We start from the raw sequence: 17,972 nt of genomic DNA on the forward strand, positions 1-17,972 counted from the left end.
TGGGTCGGGGCCCGGTTTTGTGCCGGGCCCCGGTTTCTGAAACGAAATTTTTTGACTGACGGATGGCTTAGTTCATGGCGAACACGGCAAACTCCCGCGGCGGCTTCGGCGCCTGGCTCTTGGACCCCAAGCGGCGCGGCGCGCTGCTGGTGACCCCGGCGCTGGTAATCCTCTTTGTGATGAACATCTTCCCGCTGATGTGGTCCTTTGGGCTGTCCTTTTTTAACTACAAGGCCTCTTCGCTCAAGGTGCCCAAGTTCCGCGGGCTGTCGAATTACGAGCGCGTCTTAACCGATGACAAGGTCTGGGAGCGCTTCCAGACCACGGCGATCATCGTCGGCTCGTCGGTGATCGTGCAGCTGATCATCGGGTTCCTGTTGGCGCTGATGTTCGCCAAGGCCTTCCCGATGCGCCGCATTGTGCTGATGCTGGTGCTGACGCCGATGATGCTTAGCTTCGTGTCGGTGGGCGTGTTCTTTAAGCTCTTCTACGAGCCGACCTTTGGCATCGTGTCTTATGTGTTGAACTTCTTTACCGAGGATCACTTTGTGATGCTGGGCTCGCCTGCGGGCGCGATTGCGGGGATCGTGATTGCCGATGCGTGGATGTGGTCGCCCTTTGTGATGCTCTTGGTGCTGGCGGGGCTCGTGAGCGTGCCCAAATATCTCTACGAGGCGGCCGAGATCGACCGGGCCAGCGCCTGGCGCCGGTTCTGGACGATCACCTTCCCCTATATCCGCTCACTGTTGCTGCTGGCGGTGCTGTTCCGCACCATCGAGACCTTCAAGCTCTTCGACATCGTCTACATCATCACCGAGGGCGGCCCCGGCAGCAGTACCGAGACCATCGCGGTCTTCCTCTACCGCAACGCCTTCCAGTTCTTTAAGACCAGCCAGTCCTCGGCGCTGGCCTATATCGTGCTGTTCATCGTGATCGTGCTGACGAACCTCTACCTCTACGCCGTGAACCGCCGCGCAGAGGAGGTAAGCTGATGGCCCGCAAGTATCGCGAGATCGGCAAGGCCGGCTGGGGCTACACCGCGATCACATCGGTGGTGGGCTTCATCTACTTCTTCCCGGTGTTTTGGATCATCCTGACAGCGTTTAAGACGCGCACGGACGCGCTGGCGGTGCCGCCAAAGCTGTTCTTCACGCCCACGCTAGAGAATTTCCAGTCGGTGTTCTTCCGCGCCTCGATCACCACGGGCACCAGCCAGGCCACCGATATGGGGCTCTATTTCTTCAACTCGATCTTCATCGCCTTCACCTCGGTGGGGCTGGCGCTGATCGTGGGGACCCTGGCGGCCTATGCGTTCTCGCGCTACCCGCTGAAGGGCAACGACACCTATCTGTTCATCATCCTGACCACGCGGATGATGCCGCCCATCGTGGTGATCATCCCGATCTTCCTGATGTTCCGACTTTCTGGGCTGGCGGGCAGCTATTGGGGGATCATCCTGCTTTATACCGCGTTCAACATCCCGTTCTCGGTCTGGCTGGTGAAGAGCTTCTTTGACGAGCTGAACCCCGAGATAGAGGACGCCGCGCGCATGGACGGCGCGACCGAGCGGCGCGTGTTCTTCAACTTCTGCATCCCGCAGATCCTGGCCGGGCTCTCGGCGACCTTCGTGTTCGGGCTGATCCTGACCTGGAACGAGTTCCTGTTCGCGCTGCTGCTCACAGGGGTCGAGACCCGCACCGTGCCGGTGGCCATGGCGCGCACCCTGGGCGGCGAGGTGGGCGTGGATTACGGGCTGCTTGCGGCGATTGTGACCCTGTTCCTGATCCCGATCTTCTTCGTGACATTCTTGCTGCAGAACCAGCTTCTGCGCGGCGTAACCTTTGGGACGGTGAAGAAATGACCATCGAGCTGCGCAACCTCACCAAGCGTTTCGGCAGCCTCACCGCGGTGGATGCGGTGGATATGGAGGTCGGCGACGGCGAGGTGCTGTGCCTGCTGGGCCCGTCGGGCTGCGGCAAGACCACCACGCTGCGGATGATCGCGGGGCTGGAGTTTGCCACCGAGGGCGAGGTGCTGCTCGGCGGCAAGCGCGTCAACGACCTGGCGCCACGGGACCGCAATGTGGCGATGTCCTTCCAGTTCTACGCGCTCTATCCCTCGCTTTCCGTGGCCGACAACCTGGCCTACCCGCTGCATGCCGAGAAGATGTCGAAATCCGAGATCGAACGGCGCGTGGCCCAGGTCGCCAAGACGCTGCAGCTCGACGGCATCCTGCACCGCACGCCCAGCCAGCTCGCCGAGGGCGAGAAACAGCGCGTCGCGGTGGGCCGCTCGATCATCCGCGACCCGAATTGCTTTCTCTTTGACGAGCCGCTCAGCCGCCTGGACGTGCAGCTGCGCGAGGAGATGCGCGGCGAGATCAAGGAGGTCCTGCAGGACCTCTCCCGCCCCACGGTGATCGTCACCCATGACCAGCTTGAGGCGCTGACCATGGCGGACCGGATCGCGGTGATGCGCGATGGCCGGATCGAGCAGGTGGACACGCCCCATAACGTCTTTGCGCGGCCCGCCAACCTCTTTGTGGCGGGCTTCATCGGCACGCCGCAGATGAACCTCTTGCCCGCCACGCTGAAGGGCGCGCAGGGGCAGGTGGCGACCTTTGCCGTTGCGGGCGACCAAGAGATGACCATCGAGGTCGACCGCAAGATCGCCACGCTTGCGCCCGGCGCGCAGGTGACCCTGGGCATCCGCCCGCGCAATATCGAGCTGTCGGCAGAACCCGTCGCCGACGGCATCGCCTCCAAGATCGACATCGTGGAGCCGATGGGGGCCGAGACCCTCGCGCATCTCAACGACGGCCACCACGACCTGCGGCTGGTGACCGACTGGCGCGTGCCCCTGACCGAGGGCGACCGCCTGCATGTGCGCTTCCCGCCGGGGGCCACCCATGTCTTTGCCGAGGACGAGCAAGCCTTAAGGAGCGCATCATGACCGCCTCTCAAGCCAAATGGGTCGAACGGATCATCATCGGGCTTTGCGTGCTCTCGATCCTGTTCATCTTCCAGCCGTTCTATATCGAGCTCTTCACCATCGGCTGCGTGTCCGTGGTGGTGGGCGCGCTGGCGTTCAACCTGGTGCCCTTCTGCCGCGAGGGCGTGCCGGCGCGGGCGCTGGTGAAGGTCTCGGTGATCATCCTGGCGATCCTGGGCGTGGCGGCGGCGCTGGGCTATGGCACGGCGCTCTTATACGTGGCCTATATCGAGACGCTGCGGTGAGCCGACGTTTCGACGTCTCGGTCGTCGGGCTCTACATTCTCGACGTGCTGGGCCGCCCGGTGACGGCGATCCCCGACGGCGGCAATGTGGACTTCATCGAAGAGATCCGCCTGACGGTCGCGGGCACGGCGGGCGGCACGGTGGTGGACCTGGCCAAGCTGGGGCTGAACTGTCAGGCGGTCGGCGCGGTGGGCTCGGACGAGAAGGCGGATTTCGTCATTAACCGAATGCAGCAGTTCGGCATCGACTGCACGCATATGGCGCGGCTGGACGGGGTGGAGACCTCTGCCACCATCCTCAACGTGCGTCCCAATGGCGAGCGCCCGGCGCTGCATTGCCGCGGCGCCAGCGATCATTTCGACGTATCAGATGACATGCTGGGCGACGTGCTGGATTGCCGGTTCTTCCACCTGGGCGGCACGGGGCTCTTGGCAAAGCTCGACGGCGCGCCCACGGCGCGGCTCTTGAAGGCGGCGCAAGAGGCGGGCTGCGTGACCACCTGGGACCTGGTGGGCGCGGGGCCCGACACCTGGCAATTCGTCGAGCCGCTCTTGCCCCATATCGACTACTTCATCCCCTCGATTGAGGAGGCCGAGATCCTCTCTGGAATCACCGGCGTCGAGGAGAACATCCAATTCTTCCAGTCCCGCGGCGTGAAATGCCCGGTGCTGACGCTGGGGGCCGACGGCTCGATGGTCGCCATGGGGGATGAGCGCATCCATGTCGGCGTCTATGATATCTCAGTGGTGGACACGACCGGCTGCGGGGATGCTTTCACCGCGGGTTTCATCGCCGGGCTGGCCGATGGGCGAAGCTTGGAGGAGGCCGCGCATCTGGGCACCGCATCCGCGTCTTTGGTGGCTAGCGGGCTGGGCTCGGACGCGGGCATCGTGGATCGCGCGCAGACAGAGGCCGCCATGGCGGCGTGGCGCGCATGACCGCGCTGGTCGCGGGCACCTTCGACACCAAGGGCGCAGAGCTCACCTATATGGCTGAGCTGATCCGCGCCGCAGGCGTTGCCGTGCGCACCGTGGATCTGGGTACAACCGGCTCCGGCACGGCGGACGTATCCGTGGCCGAAGTCGCCGCCTGCCACCCTGACGGCGCAGGCGCCGTGCTGGACCAGAGCGACCGAGGTGCTGCGGTCTCGGCCATGGCCGTGGCCTTCGAGGCCTGGATCAAAACACAAGACGTCTCCGGCATCATCGGGGCAGGGGGCTCCGGCGGCACGGCGCTGCTCGCCCCCGCCATGCGCGCCCTGCCGGTGGGCGTGCCCAAGGTGCTGGTCTCCACCGTCGCCTCGGGCAATGTCGCGCCCTATGTCGGCCCCTCCGATATCGCGATGATGTATTCGGTGACCGATGTGCAGGGGCTGAACCGCATCTCGCGCCAGGTGCTGGCGAATGCCGCGCATATGCTTGCCGGGGCGTTGACCCACGCGGCGCCAGAGGTCGCGGCCAAGCAGGCCGTGGGCCTCACGATGTTCGGCGTCACCACGACCTGCGTCAGCCATATCGCCGAGGCGCTCTCCGCCGATTACGACCCGCTGGTCTTCCACGCCACGGGCACCGGCGGCCAGTCGATGGAAAAGCTGGTCGACAGCGGCATGATCTCTGCGGTGATCGACCTGACCACGACCGAGGTGGCCGACCTGCTGGTCGGCGGTGTCTTCGCGGCGACGGAGGATCGCTTCGGCGCGGTGATCCGCTCCGGCGTGCCTTATGTGGGCTCGCTCGGCGCGCTTGATATGGTGAATTTCGGCGCGGTCGAGACCGTGCCCGCGCAGTTCGGCGGGCGCCAGTTCCACGTCCACAACCCGCAGGTCACCTTGATGCGCACCACGCCCGAGGAATGCGACCGCTTCGCCGCCTGGATCGCCGCGCGGCTGAACCAGATGACCGGCCCGGTGCGGTTCCTGATCCCTCAGGGCGGGGTCTCGGCCATCGACGCGCCCGGAGCGCAGTTCCATGGCCCCGAGGCGCTGGAGCGTATGATGCGCCGACTGAATGCCGACGTAAAGCCGACGCAAGACCGACGCCTGATTTCGGTGCCCCATAACCTCAACACGCCCGAGTTTGCCGAGGCCGCCCTGGCCGCGTTCAGAGAGGTCACATAGATGCCCCGCATTGCCCGTTCCCAGATCCACGACCGCCTCCGCGCCAAGATTGCCGCGGGCAGGCCGATCATTGGCGGCGGGGCGGGCACGGGGCTCTCCGCCAAATGCGAGGAGGCCGGCGGGATCGACCTGATTGTTATATATAATTCAGGGCGTTACCGGATGGCGGGCAGGGGCTCTCTGGCCGGGCTCCTGGCCTATGGCAACGCCAACGAGATCGTCCAGGACATGGGCCGCGAGGTGCTGCCCGTGGTGCGCGAGGTGCCGGTTCTGGCGGGGGTGAACGGCACCGACCCGTTCCTGCTGACGGACAAGTTCCTGAATGATATCAGCGATATGGGCTTCTCCGGCGTGCAGAACTTCCCCACGGTGGGCCTCATCGACGGCACGTTCCGCGCCAACCTCGAAGAGACCGGCATGGGCTTTGGCCTAGAGGTGGACGTCATCCGCGCGGCCCGAGAAAAGGACCTGCTGACAACGCCTTACGTGTTCAACCCAGAGGAATCCGCGCTAATGGCAGAGGCCGGGGCGGATGTGATCGTGGCCCATATGGGCCTGACGACGGGCGGCAATATCGGCGCCGAAACCGCTTTGACGCTCGAGGGCTGCGTGCCCGCGATTGACGCCATCGCCGCCGAGGCCCGCCGCGTGAACCCCGACGTGATCGTGCTCTGCCATGGCGGACCAATTGCGGAGCCCGATGACGCCGCCTACATCCTGCGTAACTGCATGGATTGCCAGGGGTTTTATGGCGCCAGCTCGATGGAGCGCCTGCCCACCGAACGCGCCCTGACCGCCCAGGTCCGCGCCTTCACCGAGATCGGAGGATAGCCAATGACCGGACGTTTCATGATGTCTGCCGGGACCCCGGCAGAGTCCCTCGATTGGGGGCGCTTACGCTGGATGTCCCACCCGCCGTCAACCGGCGCCAAGGACCTGACGGTGATCGAGGTGAATATCTCCCCCGGCCAGGGGCACGACTTCCACAAGCATCCCGACCAGGAGGAGGTGATCTACTGCATCTCCGGCCAGGTCGAGCAATGGCTTGATACGGAACGGAAAACCCTCGGCCCCGGCGACTCGGTCTTCATCAAGGCGGATGTGGTGCATGCCAGTTTCAACGTGGGCGACGCGGACGCGCAGCTCCTTGCAATTTTGGGCCCTTGCGTGGGTGACCAGGGTTATGAGCTTGTCGATGTTGCCGATCAGGCCCCTTGGAAGGATCTGCGCTAACCCCTTCTTTTCGGCAATAAATACGGAATCGCTGCGGCCGCGCCCAATCACAGCATCAGCGTTCAGATGTCGCCTCGCGCCCAGCATAGAAAAGAGCGTGCGGAAGCACTCAATTTGATAACAGCCCGCCGGTGCGGGCGCGCACCAATGCCCTGCGGGATTGCGCGGTTGTTAACATAAAACGCAATCCCCACCTGCCTGGCATGACCCAACACATGATCCATAACAGGCAGGCCCTGCCGCAAGACATGGGGCTGCTGCTTCGGGATTACCCGCGCGACGCTTGGCCGGGTCACCCGAATTTCGCCCGCTCCATCCAGAACTGGATGGGCGCCCATCAGATGTTCCGCCAGCTTGGCGAGGTGACCCGCAAGGAGGCCGAAGGCTACTTGGACAAGACCCGCGACCCGGAGGATTTCGCCGGGCGGCTGGGGGTCTATGGCAACCTGCTTGTGCGCAACCTGCATGGCCACCACACCTGGGAGGACCGGTCTTTCTTCCCCGAGCTCTCCGAGGCGGATGACCGCTTTGACCACGGGCTTCAGATGCTGGAGGCCGACCACGAGGTGCTGGACGAGACGCTGGACCGGTTCACCCGCGCGGGCAACCGGGTGGTAAAGTTGATCCAGCTCGATGAGGCTCAGGCCCGCGAGGAGGCCGGGGCGCTGCACGGCATCGCCTCCGAGATCGAAGGCTATCTTGCGCGGCACCTCAGCGACGAAGAGGACCTCGTCGTGCCGATCATCCTGCATCACAAGCTGAGAGGGTAAGCCGAGCGCGGGGCCAGATGGCTCCGCGCTTTTTTTGAACCGAACGCGCTTTGTCTGCGACCCATTGTCAGAACCAGCAACCTGACCGGGAACAAGACAATGACCTTTGATGAATTGATGCACCACTTGGCCAAGACCAGCCAACGCAAAGCCCGTACAGTCAGCGCCCCGACGCGCCGCAACAAGCACCAGATCTTCACCGATTGGGCCAGCATCTGAGGCCTAGTAGAGCGTGATCTCGCGCACCATCAGATCCGCCGCGTGGTCGCGCCCATAGGCCACAAGGCCAATGCTGATCGCCTCTGCAGGATCAACCAGTTCGGCCAGATGCGCATGGCTGCGCGTCAGCGCCGCAAGCGGGATCTCCACCGTCTCCCAACCCTCCGGCGCCGTGAAGGCGACGTTGTAATAGTACCAGGGCCGCATCATTTCTTTGGTGCGCAGGAAGACGTAATAGGCCTCGCCATTCCCACGCACTGACAGCCGCAGACCCTTGGTGCCCTCGGGCAGCCCGTCCGGCAGAAGCCGGCGCACCTGGATGAAGCCGCCATTGTTTTCGGTGCTCACGGTGCCGGTCAGATGGATCGCCCGTTCCGGGCCCTCCGACAGCACGCGCGCCTCGCCTTTAGAGACACCGCCCATGACCCCGTCCGCGATATACTCCCACGCCGCGGGGCCGCTGCCGGTGAAATCCTCAAACACCTCGGCCGCGGCGAGGATCGGCGCGGCGCCAAGAGCTAGGCTCAGCGCGGCAGGGAATATTGGATGCATCATGGCGCTCCTACGTTGACTACTGGGAGGAGGTAGCCCGTAGAAGCGCCAAGACCAGCGGCGATCAACTGTCGCTCGCGGGTTCCCACTGGCCGGTGCGGCCAGATTTCAGCACCGCATCCGTCACCAGATCGGTGCGATGGGCGTCTGCGAAAGTCGGCGCCGCGGCCTCGCCCTCCAGCCCGCGGATGAAATCCGCCGCCTGGTGTACGAAGCTCTCGGCATAGCCAATCGACAGCCCCGGCACCCACCAGCTGTCCATATAGGGGTGCTCGCCATCGGTGATATGGATCGAGCGCCAGCCGCGGGTCTCGCCCTCCACCCGGTGATCAAAGTAATCCAGCCGATGCAGGTCGTGCAGATCCCAGGCCAGCGAGCCATGCTCGCCGTTTATCTCCAGCGTATACAAGGCCTTATGCCCGCGCGCGTATCGCGTGGATTCGAACGTCGCCAGCGACCCATTGTCGAACCGCGCCAGGAAGGCGCAGGCATCGTCGATGCCCACCGGCTCGACCTTGCCGGTCAGGCTATGCGCGCGCTCCTTCACGAAGGTCTCGGTCATCGCGGTCACGCTGTCGATCCCGCCGTTCAGCCACATCGCCGTGTCGATGCAATGCGCCAGCAAGTCACCCGTGACACCAGAGCCCGCCACGTTCACGTCCAACCGCCACAGCCCCTCACCGCCCTGCGGCAGGTCGGTCGCAATCGTCCAGTCCTGCAGGAACTTCGCGCGGTAGTGGTAGATCCGCCCCAGATCGCCGCGGTCGATCATCTGCTTGGCCAGCGTCACGGCGGGGATGCGGCGGTAGTTGTACCAGACCATGTTGGCCACGCCGGCCGTCTCGACGGCGGCGACCATCTCGGCGGATTCCGCGGCCGTGCGGCCCAGGGGCTTTTCGCACATCACCATCTTGCCCGCCTGTGCCGCAGCGATGGCGATGTCATGGTGCATGTCGTTGGGGGCCGCGATGTCGATCAGGTCGATGTCATCGCGGGCCACAAGCGACTGCCAGTCGCTTTCCACATCCTGGTAGCCCCAATTCGAGGCGAAGGCCTCGGCGCGCTCTCGGTTCCGGGCGCAGACCGCGACCAGCTCTGGTTCGCGCGGCAGGTCGAAATACTTCGGCGCCTGGGTGAAGGCGTTGGAATGCGTCCGGCCCATAAAGCCGTAACCCACCATGCCAATGCGGAGTTTCTGCTTGCCCATCTAAGCCTCCCACCCATGCGCGTCGCGCACCGCGACCATGGCGGCGAGGATGTCGTTCCAGGTCTGCTGATCCTCCAGCACCGCGTTAGGAAACATGCAACCGTCCCAGCAGATATGGCGCATCGCCTTGGTGGGTGCGCCGTCCGGGCCATTCAGCCAGAACCCGGCGTGCTTGACGATGTCCAGCTTGCCATTGGGGTCCGTCGCCATGCAGTGGCGGCCCGTCTTGTCGTGGCTGCCCTGACCATGCACGGTGCCGTCGTTCTGCGCGACATGGAAGTCGATGGTCCAGGGGCGCAGGGCGTCCGTCACCGTGGTCAACGCCGCGTCCAGGGCCGCCTGGTCGTCCAGCTGATCGGCGCTGATCAACGCATGCTCGGGGGCGTTATAGCCCAGCGTATAAAGCATCGAATGCGCCATATCCGCCTGAAAGCCGATCACGCTGGGGCGGTCCGTGGCCTCAAGCAGGTTCACCATGTCGCGCCAGCTATGCATGCCGCCCCAGCAGATCTCGCCCTCGGCGGCCAGCCGCTCGCCGTAGTCGGCGGCGATGTCGCAGGCCATGCGGAAGGTCTCGGCCATGATGGCGGTGTTGCCCGCGGGGTCGGCGGCCCAGTCCTCCACGCCGGTGGCGGTGTCCACCCGCACCACGCCGCTGTCGCGCACGCCGAGGCTCTTCAGCCGCGCCAGGATCGCGCAGGCCTTGCGCACAGCGTCCAGAAATGCGGTGCGCCCCTCACCGGGGTCCATGGCCGATCCGCCGCCCACGGGCGGCCAGACCGGCGCCACCGCCGAGCCCACCATAAGCCCGCGCCCGCCGATGTTATCGGCCAGCGCCTGGATGGCGTCATCATCCACGTCAATCGAGGTATGCGGGTCCGCCAGGAACAGGTCCACCCCGTCAAACTTGTGCCCTCCGGCCTCTGCGGCCTGGGTCATGTCCAGCATCTTGTTCAGCGCGATCGGCGGCTCGTCATCGCCTTTGCCCACCAGCCCGGGCCACATCGCGTTATGCAGCTTGGGATATGAATTGCCCCCCATAATCTCCTCCCGAAAATGAAATCTGGGGTAGCTTCTCACAGATCAGGGGCATTGCAAGGCATTTCTGATGTACGTTCCTCATTTCTGGCTTGAGGCCGGCGGCTGCGCTGCTAGGCTGATCTCAAGTCATAGCTGGAGGGGATAGGAATGAAGATCGGGTTTTGCATGCTGTTATGGACGACCGCGGTGGATGACAGCCACAAGCGGCTGATCGCGGACATCCAGGAGGTGGGCTATGACGGCATCGAGGTGCCGGTCTTTGGCGGCACGCCGGATGAATACGCAGCCCTGGGCAAGATGCTGGACGAGATGGGGCTGGGGCGCACCGCGATCTCTGTGATCGGCGGGCTGGACCAGAACCCTTTGAGCGAGGATGCCGCGGACCGCGCCCGCGGGGTGCAGTATCTGAAATGGCTGGTGGATTGCGCCGCGGCCCTGGGGGCCGAGGGGATCGGCGGGCCGCTGCATCAGACGCTGGGGCATTTCAGTGGCGCGGGGCCCACGGAGGCCGAGTTCGAGCGCGCGCGGGATGTGCATCGCGCCGTCGGCGACCACGCGGCCGCGAACGGCCAAGTGATTGCTTTGGAAGCGATAAACCGGTTCGAGAGCTATTTTGCCAACACGATGGACGACCTCTGCGCCTATACCCGCTCGGTCGGGCACCCCGCGATCAAATCCATGTATGACACGTTCCACGCCAACCTTGAGGAACAGGATCCCATCGCGGCCTATACCCGCAATGCGGATGAGGTGGTGCATGTGCATATCTCCGAGAACGACCGGGGCGTGCCGGGCCGGGGGCACGTGCCCTGGGCCGAGACCTTCAAGGCGATCAAGGCCTCGGGCTATGACGGCTGGCTGACAATCGAGGCCTTCGGGCGCGGGCTGCCGGACTTGGCCGCCGCGACCCGCGTGTGGAGAGATTTTGCAGAATCACCAGAGGCTTACTACCGTGACGGCTATAGATGCATACGCGAGGGATGGGACGCAGCATGAGCGATTATGAAGGCCAGGTGGCGGTGGTGACGGGCGGGGCTCAGGGGATCGGCGGCGCGGTCGCCGACCGGTTGGCGGCGGGCGGCGCGACGGTGGTGCTTTGGGACATGGACGAGGGGCTGGCGGCAGAGAAGGCGGCCTCGCTGGGCGGCATGGCCCAGGCCTGCGACGTGGCGGATTGGGCGTCGGTGGAGGCCGCCCGGGACGCCACCCTGGCCGCCCAGGGCCGGATCGACATCCTGGTGAACTCCGCCGGGATCGCGGGCTCAAACGGGCCGGTCGAGGGCTATGATCCCGTTGAATTCGCTAAGATTTGTGCGGTTAACCTGAACGGGACCTTCCATGTGAACAAGGCCGTGGTGCCCAGCATGCGCGCCCAGGGCTATGGTCGGATCGTCAACATCGCCAGCGTGGCCGGCAAGGACGGCAACCCCAACGCCTGCGCCTATTCTGCGTCCAAGGCAGGGGTGATGGGCTTTACCAAGTCGCTCGGCAAGGAGCTGGCGGGGCAGGATATCGCGGTGAACTGCGTGACCCCGGCGGCGGCGCGCACCCGGATCTTCGACCAGATGAGCCAGGAGCATATCGACTACATGCTGTCCAAGATCCCGCGCGGGCGGTTCCTGGAGCTGGACGAGGCGGCGGCGATGATCTGCTGGCTCTGCACGCGGGAGAACTCCTTCACCACAGGCGGCGTGTTCGATCTGTCGGGGGGGCGCGCGACCTATTAGTAAACGAGATCTTATCGGCGCGGGCGGCGCAAAGGCGCGAATCGGGCGTTAAGGACTTATTTTTAAGGTGATTCCGGTGTCGGCAAATCGTCGGCTTTGTGTCGGACTTCCGTCGGGCACGCTGTCGGGAAACGGTGAGGTTAACAGAGCGCACGGTGGGTTTGGTGATGGCGTGGAGTGGACCCTTGGGCCCGCCAAATCTCTTGCAAGAGATTTGCACTTTCCTTCCAAGGAAAGTGGACCCGCGGGCGGGCTAGAGAGTGCGATAGACGAACCATTTCGGGGCGCGCTGGAGAAACTCTTGCAAGAGTTTCGCCATTTTCTTGCAAGAAAATTGTGGCACCTAACGCCCGCTCTCAGTACCCCGTCTGGCGATCCACCAGGTATAGCGGGGGCTCGCCGCGCTCCACACGGGCGATGTTCTGCGCGGCCACGCGGCTGGCGGTTTCGGGCCGGGTCTCGGACGCGATATGCGGGGTCACCGTGACGCCGGGATGCGCCCAAAAGGGGTGCCCCTGGGGCAGGGGCTCTTCGCGGAACACGTCCAGCGTGGCCTGCGCGATCTGCCCGCTCTCCAGCGCGGCCAGCAGCGCGTCATCGTCGATCAGCGGCCCGCGCCCGGGGTTCACGATCACCGCGCCCTTGGGCATCCAGCCGAGGCGCTCGGCGTTCAACAGGTTTTCTGTCGCGCCGGTCAGGGGCAGCAGGAGCACGAGTATGGAGGATCGCGAGACGATTTCTCGCAGCCCCTCGTCCCCCGCGAAACACGCCACGCCGTCGACGGCCTTCAAGGACCGGCTCCAGCCCAGCACGTTAAAGTTCAGCGCCGCAAGCGCCTGCGCGCAGGCCGCGCCCAGGGCGCCCAGGCCCAGCACCCCCACATTGCGCGTGCGCGCCAAGGGCGCGGGGTCGAAGACCCATTCATGGCCCGGGTTCACGATATGCCGGTCCATCCCGAGATGGTGGCGCAGCACATGCCCGGTGACCCATTCCACCATGCCCTCGGACAGCCCCTCATCCACCATGCGCGCCAGGGGCTGGGTCAGCGTGGCGTCGGTCACGATGTTCTCCACCCCCGCCCAGAGGCTCTGGACCAGCTTCACCCGGCCATAGGGCGCGAAGTCGATGAAGTGCTTGTTCGGCGCGTAGATGATGTAGTCGGTCTCGTCCGGCGCGTGCTCTAGCGAGAGGTCCGCCTGGAGCCCGGCCTCGGCCAGGGCGGCGCGCAGCGGCGCCTCGAACTGGCCCCAGCGGAACCCCCCCGCCGCGAATAGGATATTTGTCATCGTGCTAGGCCCGGCCCCTTGGTTTGTGAATATGCGCCGACTGCGCCAGCCCGAAGGCGCCCATCAGCACCAGCATCGCCGAGCCGCCATAGCTGACCAGCGGCAGCGGCACGCCCACCACCGGCGCCAGCCCCATCACCATCGACATGTTCACCGCGAAGAACAAAAAGAACGTCGCCGCAATGCCCAGCGTCAGCAGCGACCCGAACCGGTCCCGGTTCGAGACCGCCGAGATCACGCAGAAGAAGATGATCAGCCCGTAGAGCGCCAGCAGCGAGATCCCGCCCAGAAAGCCGAACTCCTCCGCCAGGGTCGTGAAGATGAAGTCCGTGTGCTTCTCGGGCAGGAAGTTCAGCCGCGACTGCGTGCCCTGCATGAACCCCTTGCCCGCCCAGCCGCCCGAGCCCAGGGCGATCTGCGACTGCGTGATGTGATAGCCCGCCCCCAGCGGGTCCGAGGCGGGGTTCAGGAACGTGTCAATCCGCCGGTACTGGTAGTCCTGCAGCAGCTGCCAGCCCGTGCCGCGGCTGGTGAACACCGCCGCAACCGTGCCCGCCCCCAGCGCCGCCACCGCGCCGAAATAGGCCCAATGCACGCCGGCCAGGAACATCACCACCGCGCCGCCCATCACCAGCAGCAACGCCGTGCCCAGATCCGGCTGGCGCAGCACCAAGAAGGTCGGCAGCAGGATCAGCAGGATCGGCACCAGCACCCAGATCGGGTTCGACACCTTCTTGATGTCCAGCCAGTCATAATAGGCCACCAGCAGCATCACCAAGGTGATCTTGGTCAGCTCCGAGGGCTGCAGCCGCATGAACCCCAGGTCGATCCAGCGCTGCGCGCCCTTGCCCTCGACGCCGAGGAACTCCACGTAGAGCAGCAGCAGGATCGACGCCGCATAGGCGAATCCCGCCATGTTGCGCCAGAACCAGATCGGCACCATGGCCACGAAGAACAGGATCCCCAGCCCGATCAGAAAGCGCTGAATCTGCGGCTCTGCCCAGGTGCTCATATTGCCGCCCGCCACCGAGAACAGCATCACGAACCCAATGCAGGCGACCGTGATGATAAGCACCAGGAGCGCCCAGTTCATGTACAGGATCTTGCCGGGCCCGGTGGGCACGCGGGCAACGGTGTATTCAAGGTAGCTCATAGGCGGTTCGCCCCCGGCGCAAAGCTGGCGGGGTCGCGCAGCGCCAGCTTCTGCTGCTGGGTCTGGATGCGCCCGCGCTGCGCGGTGGGATAGGCCGCCAGCGGCGGCTTGCCGCCATAGAGCGCCTGCAGCATGATATCCCGTGCCACCGGAGCCGCCACAAGCGACCCGCCGCCGCCATGCTCGACCACCACCGAGCAGGCGTAGCGTGGCTTGTCGAAGGGCGCGTAGCACACAAACAGCGCGTGGTCGCGCTGGTTCCACGGCACGTCCTCGTTGCGCACCACCACGTTGCGCACCTGGCTGGTGCCGGTCTTGCCCGCCATCTCCATGCCCTCGGCCACGATCCGGCTGCTATAGGCGGTCCCCGAGCGGCGATTGACCACCCGGAACATGCCGCGCCGGATCTCCTGCAGGATCGAGGTCGTCAGGCCCAGCGGCGCGGCGGCGGCAACGGGCTCTTCGACCCCGTCGACCGACTTCACCAGCCGCGGCAGCACGGCCTGCCCGGTGGCCAGCCGCGCGGCCATCACCGCCAGCTGCAGCGGCGTGGCCAGAACGAAGCCCTGGCCGATGCCCGAGTTCAGCGTGTCGCCGATCAGCCAGTCCTCGTCCCGGTGCTCGCGCTTCCAGGCCTTGGTCGGCGTCAGGCCGGGATGCAGCCCGGTTATCGGCAGATCAAAGCGCTGACCCAGCCCGAGGCGGCGCGCCATGGCCGAGATCTTCTCGATCCCCACCCGCTCGGCGATATCGTAGTAATAGACGTCGCAGCTTTGCTCCAGCGAGGTGATCAGGTCGACCTTGCCGTGCCCGCCGCGGTTCCAGCAGTGGAACTTGCGGTCGCCCAGCTCGCGAAAGCCCGGGCAGTACACGGTCTCGTCCAGCTCGATGACGCCGTCTTCGAGCGCGGCCAGCGCGGTGACCATCTTGAAGGTCGAGCCCGGCGGGTAGGCGCCCTGGGTGGCCTTGCTGAATTGCGGGCGGAGCTGCTCGTCCTGCAGGGCCTGGTAATCCGTGTTGGAGATGCCGCGCACGAACTTGTTGGGATCGAAGGACGGGCCGGAGGCCACCGCCAGGATGTCGCCATTCTCGATGTCGATCAGCGCCGCGGAGGCGCTTTGGCTGGCGGTATCGGCCAAGAGCCGCACCTGCATGTAGTTCTGCAGCATGCTGTCCACGGTCAGCTGCAGGTTGGCGCCCGGCGTGCCCTCGGTCCGGCCAAGTTCGCGCATCACGCGGCCCACCGCGTTCACCTCGATCTGCTTATTGCCCGCCTGGCCGCGCAGCCCATGCTCTAGCCGCGCCTCGACGCCGCTCTTGCCGACCTGGAAGCGCGGGATCTGCAGCAGCGGGTCCTCGTCAGAGGCCAAATAGCCGCGGGTTAGGTCAAAGTCGCTGACCGGGCCGACATAGCCCACCAAATGCGCGAAGTCGCCGCCCAGCGGGTAGACCCGGCTGAACCCCACCTCGGGCGTCACGCCGGGCAGGGCGGGGCCGTTCACCGCGACCTCGGCGAACTCCTCCCAGGTCAGGCGGTCGGCGATGGTCACCGGCACGAAGGGGCTACGGCGGAAGATCTCCTTGCGGGCCTTCTCTAGATCGTCGGGGTCAAGCGCCACGAACCGCGACAGCCGGGCCAGCACGTCGTCCACGTCGCCCGCGTCCTCGCGCACCAGCACGATGCGGTAGTTCTGCTCGTTCTCGGCCAGCGTCGCGCCGTTTCGGTCGAAGATCAGCCCGCGCGCCGGCGGCAGCAGGCGCAGGTTGATCCGGTTCTCCTCTGCCAGCAGGCTGTACTTTTCGGCCTCCTCGACCTGCATGAACCGCATCCGCAGCGCCAGCCCGCCCATAAAGGCAAGCTGGGTGCCGCCCAGTATCAGGCCCCGGCGGGTAATGCGCCGCGTGCTCTCGGTGATATCGGCGGGCGAGCGCTTCATCTTGGCCGCCCCCGCGCGTCGGTCTGGTTCGGCGTCATCTTGGTCAGCTTAAAGACCCAGCGCGACAGCAGCACAACCAGCGGGTAGCAGAGCACCGTGGCGACATATTGGAACAGGGTCAGGCCAAGCGCGGGCTGCCCCACCACCAGCACCGCCAGCACGGCCGCGTTGGCCAGGGTGATGCAAAGCAGCACCGCCGCGACCATGCCCCATTCCATGGGGAAGGGCTGCTCGCGCGCCGCGGTTTCGCGCGCGCGCAGGAACTCGCTGCCCAGGACCACCAGCGCCGCCCAGAGCCCCAGCGGGCGCATGAACAGCACGTCCGACATCAGGAACATCACCGCAATCAGCAGCACCGGCACGTAATGCGGGCGCCGCAACAGCCAGGCGAAGGTGAAGCACACCAACAGGTCCGGCCCGGGGATCCGGCCCGGCACGATCCGAAGCGGCACCAGATGCAACAGAATGATCAGCGCGGAGATTACGAAGAAGGTGCAGCCATAGAACCAGCGCCGCGTGGCCATCGTGCGTTCAGCCATCCTCGCCCCCCGCCTCGGCCGCCAGCTCGGTGGTGTCACCATCCGCGGCCACCGCGCCCTCGATGACCAGCCCGCCCGGGTCGGTCAGCGGCTCTTTCGGGGTGGCGCGCAGGACGCGCAAAAAGCCGATGCGCTCGTAATCCGCCGAGAGCTGCACCCGCAGGCGCCGATCCGTGCCCTGCACGACGCGCCCCACCAGGATGTCGGCGGGGAAGACCCCGCCCTCGCCCGAGCTGACCACGCGGTCGCCGGGGCGCACCTGCTCGGGCGTCTCGATGAACTCCACCGGCGGCAGGCTGGTATTGTCGCCCGTCAGGATCGCGCGCTGCCCCGAGGGCTGGATCGCAACCGGGATGCGGCTGTTGCTGTCGGTCAGCAGGATCACCCGGCTGGTGCTCTGGCCGACGCCGCTGATCCGCCCCACCAGGCCCAGCCCGTCCGTCGCCGCCCAGCCATCCACGATCCCGTCGCGCGCGCCGATATTCAGCAGCACCGACTGCCGGAACGGAGAGCCGCTATCGGCCAGCACCACCCCGGTCACATAGGTCAGCTTTGGGTCCAGGCGCACGTTGTTGAGGTCCAGCAGCTTGGCGTTCTGCTGCTCAAGCTGCAGCGCCGCCTCCTTCCAGGCCTTCATCTGCTGCAGCTCGCGGCGCAGCTCCTGGTTCTGCTGGTAGAGCCGCTGGTAGGAATGGAAGTTCTCGGCCATCTCCGCCATCCGCGTGACCGGCACCAGCACCCAGTCGAAGCGCGGCAGCGTATTGTCGATGATCTGGGCGCGCAGGCGCTCGGCGCGGGGGCTGTCGATGCGCCAGAAGAGGAAGAGCACCAGCAGGAAGAACACCAGCACGCCGACCAGGATCCGACGGATCGGGCGGGTGTATTGCTCTGCGCTGGCGGTCTCGCGTGCCACGTGATCTCCTTGTCAGCGCCGCTCGGTCCGCCCGGTTGGGCGC

19 protein-coding genes are annotated in these 17,972 nt (G+C 65.6%); 11 read left to right on the forward strand and 8 right to left on the reverse strand.

Features of this window, described 5'->3' with window-relative positions; translation table 11 throughout:
- The first annotated feature begins 74 nt into the window (after positions 1 to 74).
- The 9 genes from AIOL_RS23635 (at position 75) to AIOL_RS23675 (ending at position 7,355) form a co-directional block, all read left to right on the forward strand.
- Positions 75 to 992: a carbohydrate ABC transporter permease gene (locus AIOL_RS23635; RefSeq protein WP_049645229.1), complete on the forward strand. Its 918-nt coding sequence runs from the start codon at positions 75 to 77 to the stop codon at positions 990 to 992.
- Positions 992 to 1,861, forward strand: coding sequence for a carbohydrate ABC transporter permease (locus tag AIOL_RS23640; protein WP_049645230.1), 870 nt, complete (start codon positions 992 to 994; stop codon positions 1,859 to 1,861). The genes AIOL_RS23635 and AIOL_RS23640 overlap by 1 nt, the downstream gene beginning before the upstream one ends.
- Positions 1,858 to 2,952 (forward strand): ABC transporter ATP-binding protein, encoded by a 1,095-nt coding sequence (locus AIOL_RS23645; protein ID WP_049645231.1) that lies wholly within the window; start codon positions 1,858 to 1,860, stop codon positions 2,950 to 2,952. The genes AIOL_RS23640 and AIOL_RS23645 overlap by 4 nt, the downstream gene beginning before the upstream one ends.
- A complete protein-coding gene (locus AIOL_RS23650; RefSeq protein WP_049645232.1) occupies positions 2,949 to 3,236 on the forward strand; it encodes a hypothetical protein in 288 nt (95 codons plus the stop codon). Before AIOL_RS23645 ends, AIOL_RS23650 begins: the two co-directional genes overlap by 4 nt.
- Entirely contained in the window at positions 3,233 to 4,174 is a 942-nt protein-coding gene (locus tag AIOL_RS23655) for a carbohydrate kinase family protein (RefSeq protein ID WP_049645233.1), read from the forward strand. The genes AIOL_RS23650 and AIOL_RS23655 overlap by 4 nt, the downstream gene beginning before the upstream one ends.
- The gene (locus tag AIOL_RS23660; RefSeq protein ID WP_049645651.1) at positions 4,171 to 5,352 is read left to right on the forward strand and encodes a Tm-1-like ATP-binding domain-containing protein; all 1,182 of its coding nucleotides are present in this window, start codon (positions 4,171 to 4,173) and stop codon (positions 5,350 to 5,352) included. The genes AIOL_RS23655 and AIOL_RS23660 overlap by 4 nt, the downstream gene beginning before the upstream one ends.
- On the forward strand, positions 5,353 to 6,183 hold the full coding sequence (locus AIOL_RS23665; protein ID WP_049645234.1) for a phosphoenolpyruvate hydrolase family protein: 831 nt from the start codon (positions 5,353 to 5,355) through the stop codon (positions 6,181 to 6,183).
- A gap of 3 nt (positions 6,184 to 6,186) precedes the next feature.
- On the forward strand, positions 6,187 to 6,585 hold the full coding sequence (locus AIOL_RS23670) for a cupin domain-containing protein (RefSeq protein WP_082152768.1): 399 nt from the start codon (positions 6,187 to 6,189) through the stop codon (positions 6,583 to 6,585).
- Between the two features lie 215 nt (positions 6,586 to 6,800).
- Positions 6,801 to 7,355: a hemerythrin domain-containing protein gene (locus AIOL_RS23675; protein WP_235439149.1), complete on the forward strand. Its 555-nt coding sequence runs from the start codon at positions 6,801 to 6,803 to the stop codon at positions 7,353 to 7,355.
- 222 nt (positions 7,356 to 7,577) lie between these two features.
- On the opposite strand, the gene AIOL_RS23680 is transcribed toward AIOL_RS23675, so the two are convergent.
- The 3 genes from AIOL_RS23680 to AIOL_RS23690 all read right to left on the reverse strand — a co-directional run bounded on the left by AIOL_RS23680 (position 7,578) and on the right by AIOL_RS23690 (position 10,374).
- Positions 7,578 to 8,129, reverse strand: coding sequence for a CIA30 family protein (locus AIOL_RS23680; protein ID WP_053101359.1), 552 nt, complete (start codon positions 8,127 to 8,129; stop codon positions 7,578 to 7,580).
- 61 nt (positions 8,130 to 8,190) lie between these two features.
- Complete coding sequence (locus AIOL_RS23685; RefSeq protein WP_049645236.1) at positions 8,191 to 9,333, reverse strand: Gfo/Idh/MocA family protein; 1,143 nt, start codon at positions 9,331 to 9,333, stop codon at positions 8,191 to 8,193.
- The gene (locus AIOL_RS23690) at positions 9,334 to 10,374 is read right to left on the reverse strand and encodes a sugar phosphate isomerase/epimerase family protein (protein WP_049645237.1); all 1,041 of its coding nucleotides are present in this window, start codon (positions 10,372 to 10,374) and stop codon (positions 9,334 to 9,336) included.
- Between the two features lie 147 nt (positions 10,375 to 10,521).
- Between AIOL_RS23690 and AIOL_RS23695 the strand changes: the two genes are divergently transcribed.
- Positions 10,522 to 11,370 carry a sugar phosphate isomerase/epimerase family protein gene (locus tag AIOL_RS23695; protein WP_049645238.1) on the forward strand — a complete coding sequence of 283 codons (849 nt, stop codon included), beginning with the start codon at positions 10,522 to 10,524 and terminating at the stop codon, positions 11,368 to 11,370.
- Positions 11,367 to 12,101 carry an SDR family NAD(P)-dependent oxidoreductase gene (locus AIOL_RS23700; RefSeq protein WP_049645239.1) on the forward strand — a complete coding sequence of 245 codons (735 nt, stop codon included), beginning with the start codon at positions 11,367 to 11,369 and terminating at the stop codon, positions 12,099 to 12,101. Before AIOL_RS23695 ends, AIOL_RS23700 begins: the two co-directional genes overlap by 4 nt.
- A gap of 356 nt (positions 12,102 to 12,457) precedes the next feature.
- Here AIOL_RS23700 and AIOL_RS23705 read toward each other — a convergent pair whose 3' ends face one another.
- Genes AIOL_RS23705 through mreC form a run of 5 tightly spaced genes read right to left on the reverse strand, consistent with a single transcriptional unit; the run spans position 12,458 to position 17,929 of the window.
- Positions 12,458 to 13,387 (reverse strand): 2-hydroxyacid dehydrogenase, encoded by a 930-nt coding sequence (locus AIOL_RS23705; RefSeq protein WP_049645240.1) that lies wholly within the window; start codon positions 13,385 to 13,387, stop codon positions 12,458 to 12,460.
- A gap of 4 nt (positions 13,388 to 13,391) precedes the next feature.
- Positions 13,392 to 14,540 carry a rod shape-determining protein RodA gene (gene rodA, locus AIOL_RS23710; protein WP_049645241.1) on the reverse strand — a complete coding sequence of 383 codons (1,149 nt, stop codon included), beginning with the start codon at positions 14,538 to 14,540 and terminating at the stop codon, positions 13,392 to 13,394.
- Positions 14,537 to 16,477, reverse strand: a complete 1,941-nt coding sequence (gene mrdA / locus AIOL_RS23715) for a penicillin-binding protein 2 (protein WP_049645242.1) — start codon at positions 16,475 to 16,477, stop codon at positions 14,537 to 14,539. The genes rodA and mrdA overlap by 4 nt, the downstream gene beginning before the upstream one ends.
- Positions 16,474 to 17,016, reverse strand: a complete 543-nt coding sequence (locus AIOL_RS23720; RefSeq protein ID WP_152912666.1) for a rod shape-determining protein MreD — start codon at positions 17,014 to 17,016, stop codon at positions 16,474 to 16,476. Before AIOL_RS23720 ends, mrdA begins: the two co-directional genes overlap by 4 nt.
- Positions 17,009 to 17,929 carry a rod shape-determining protein MreC gene (mreC, locus tag AIOL_RS23725; RefSeq protein WP_049645244.1) on the reverse strand — a complete coding sequence of 307 codons (921 nt, stop codon included), beginning with the start codon at positions 17,927 to 17,929 and terminating at the stop codon, positions 17,009 to 17,011. The genes AIOL_RS23720 and mreC overlap by 8 nt, the downstream gene beginning before the upstream one ends.
- Between the last annotated feature and the right edge of the window lie 43 nt (positions 17,930 to 17,972).

Origin of the sequence: Candidatus Rhodobacter oscarellae (assembly GCF_001078595.1) — a bacterium.
Lineage (GTDB): Bacteria > Pseudomonadota > Alphaproteobacteria > Rhodobacterales > Rhodobacteraceae > Rhodobacter_B > Rhodobacter_B oscarellae.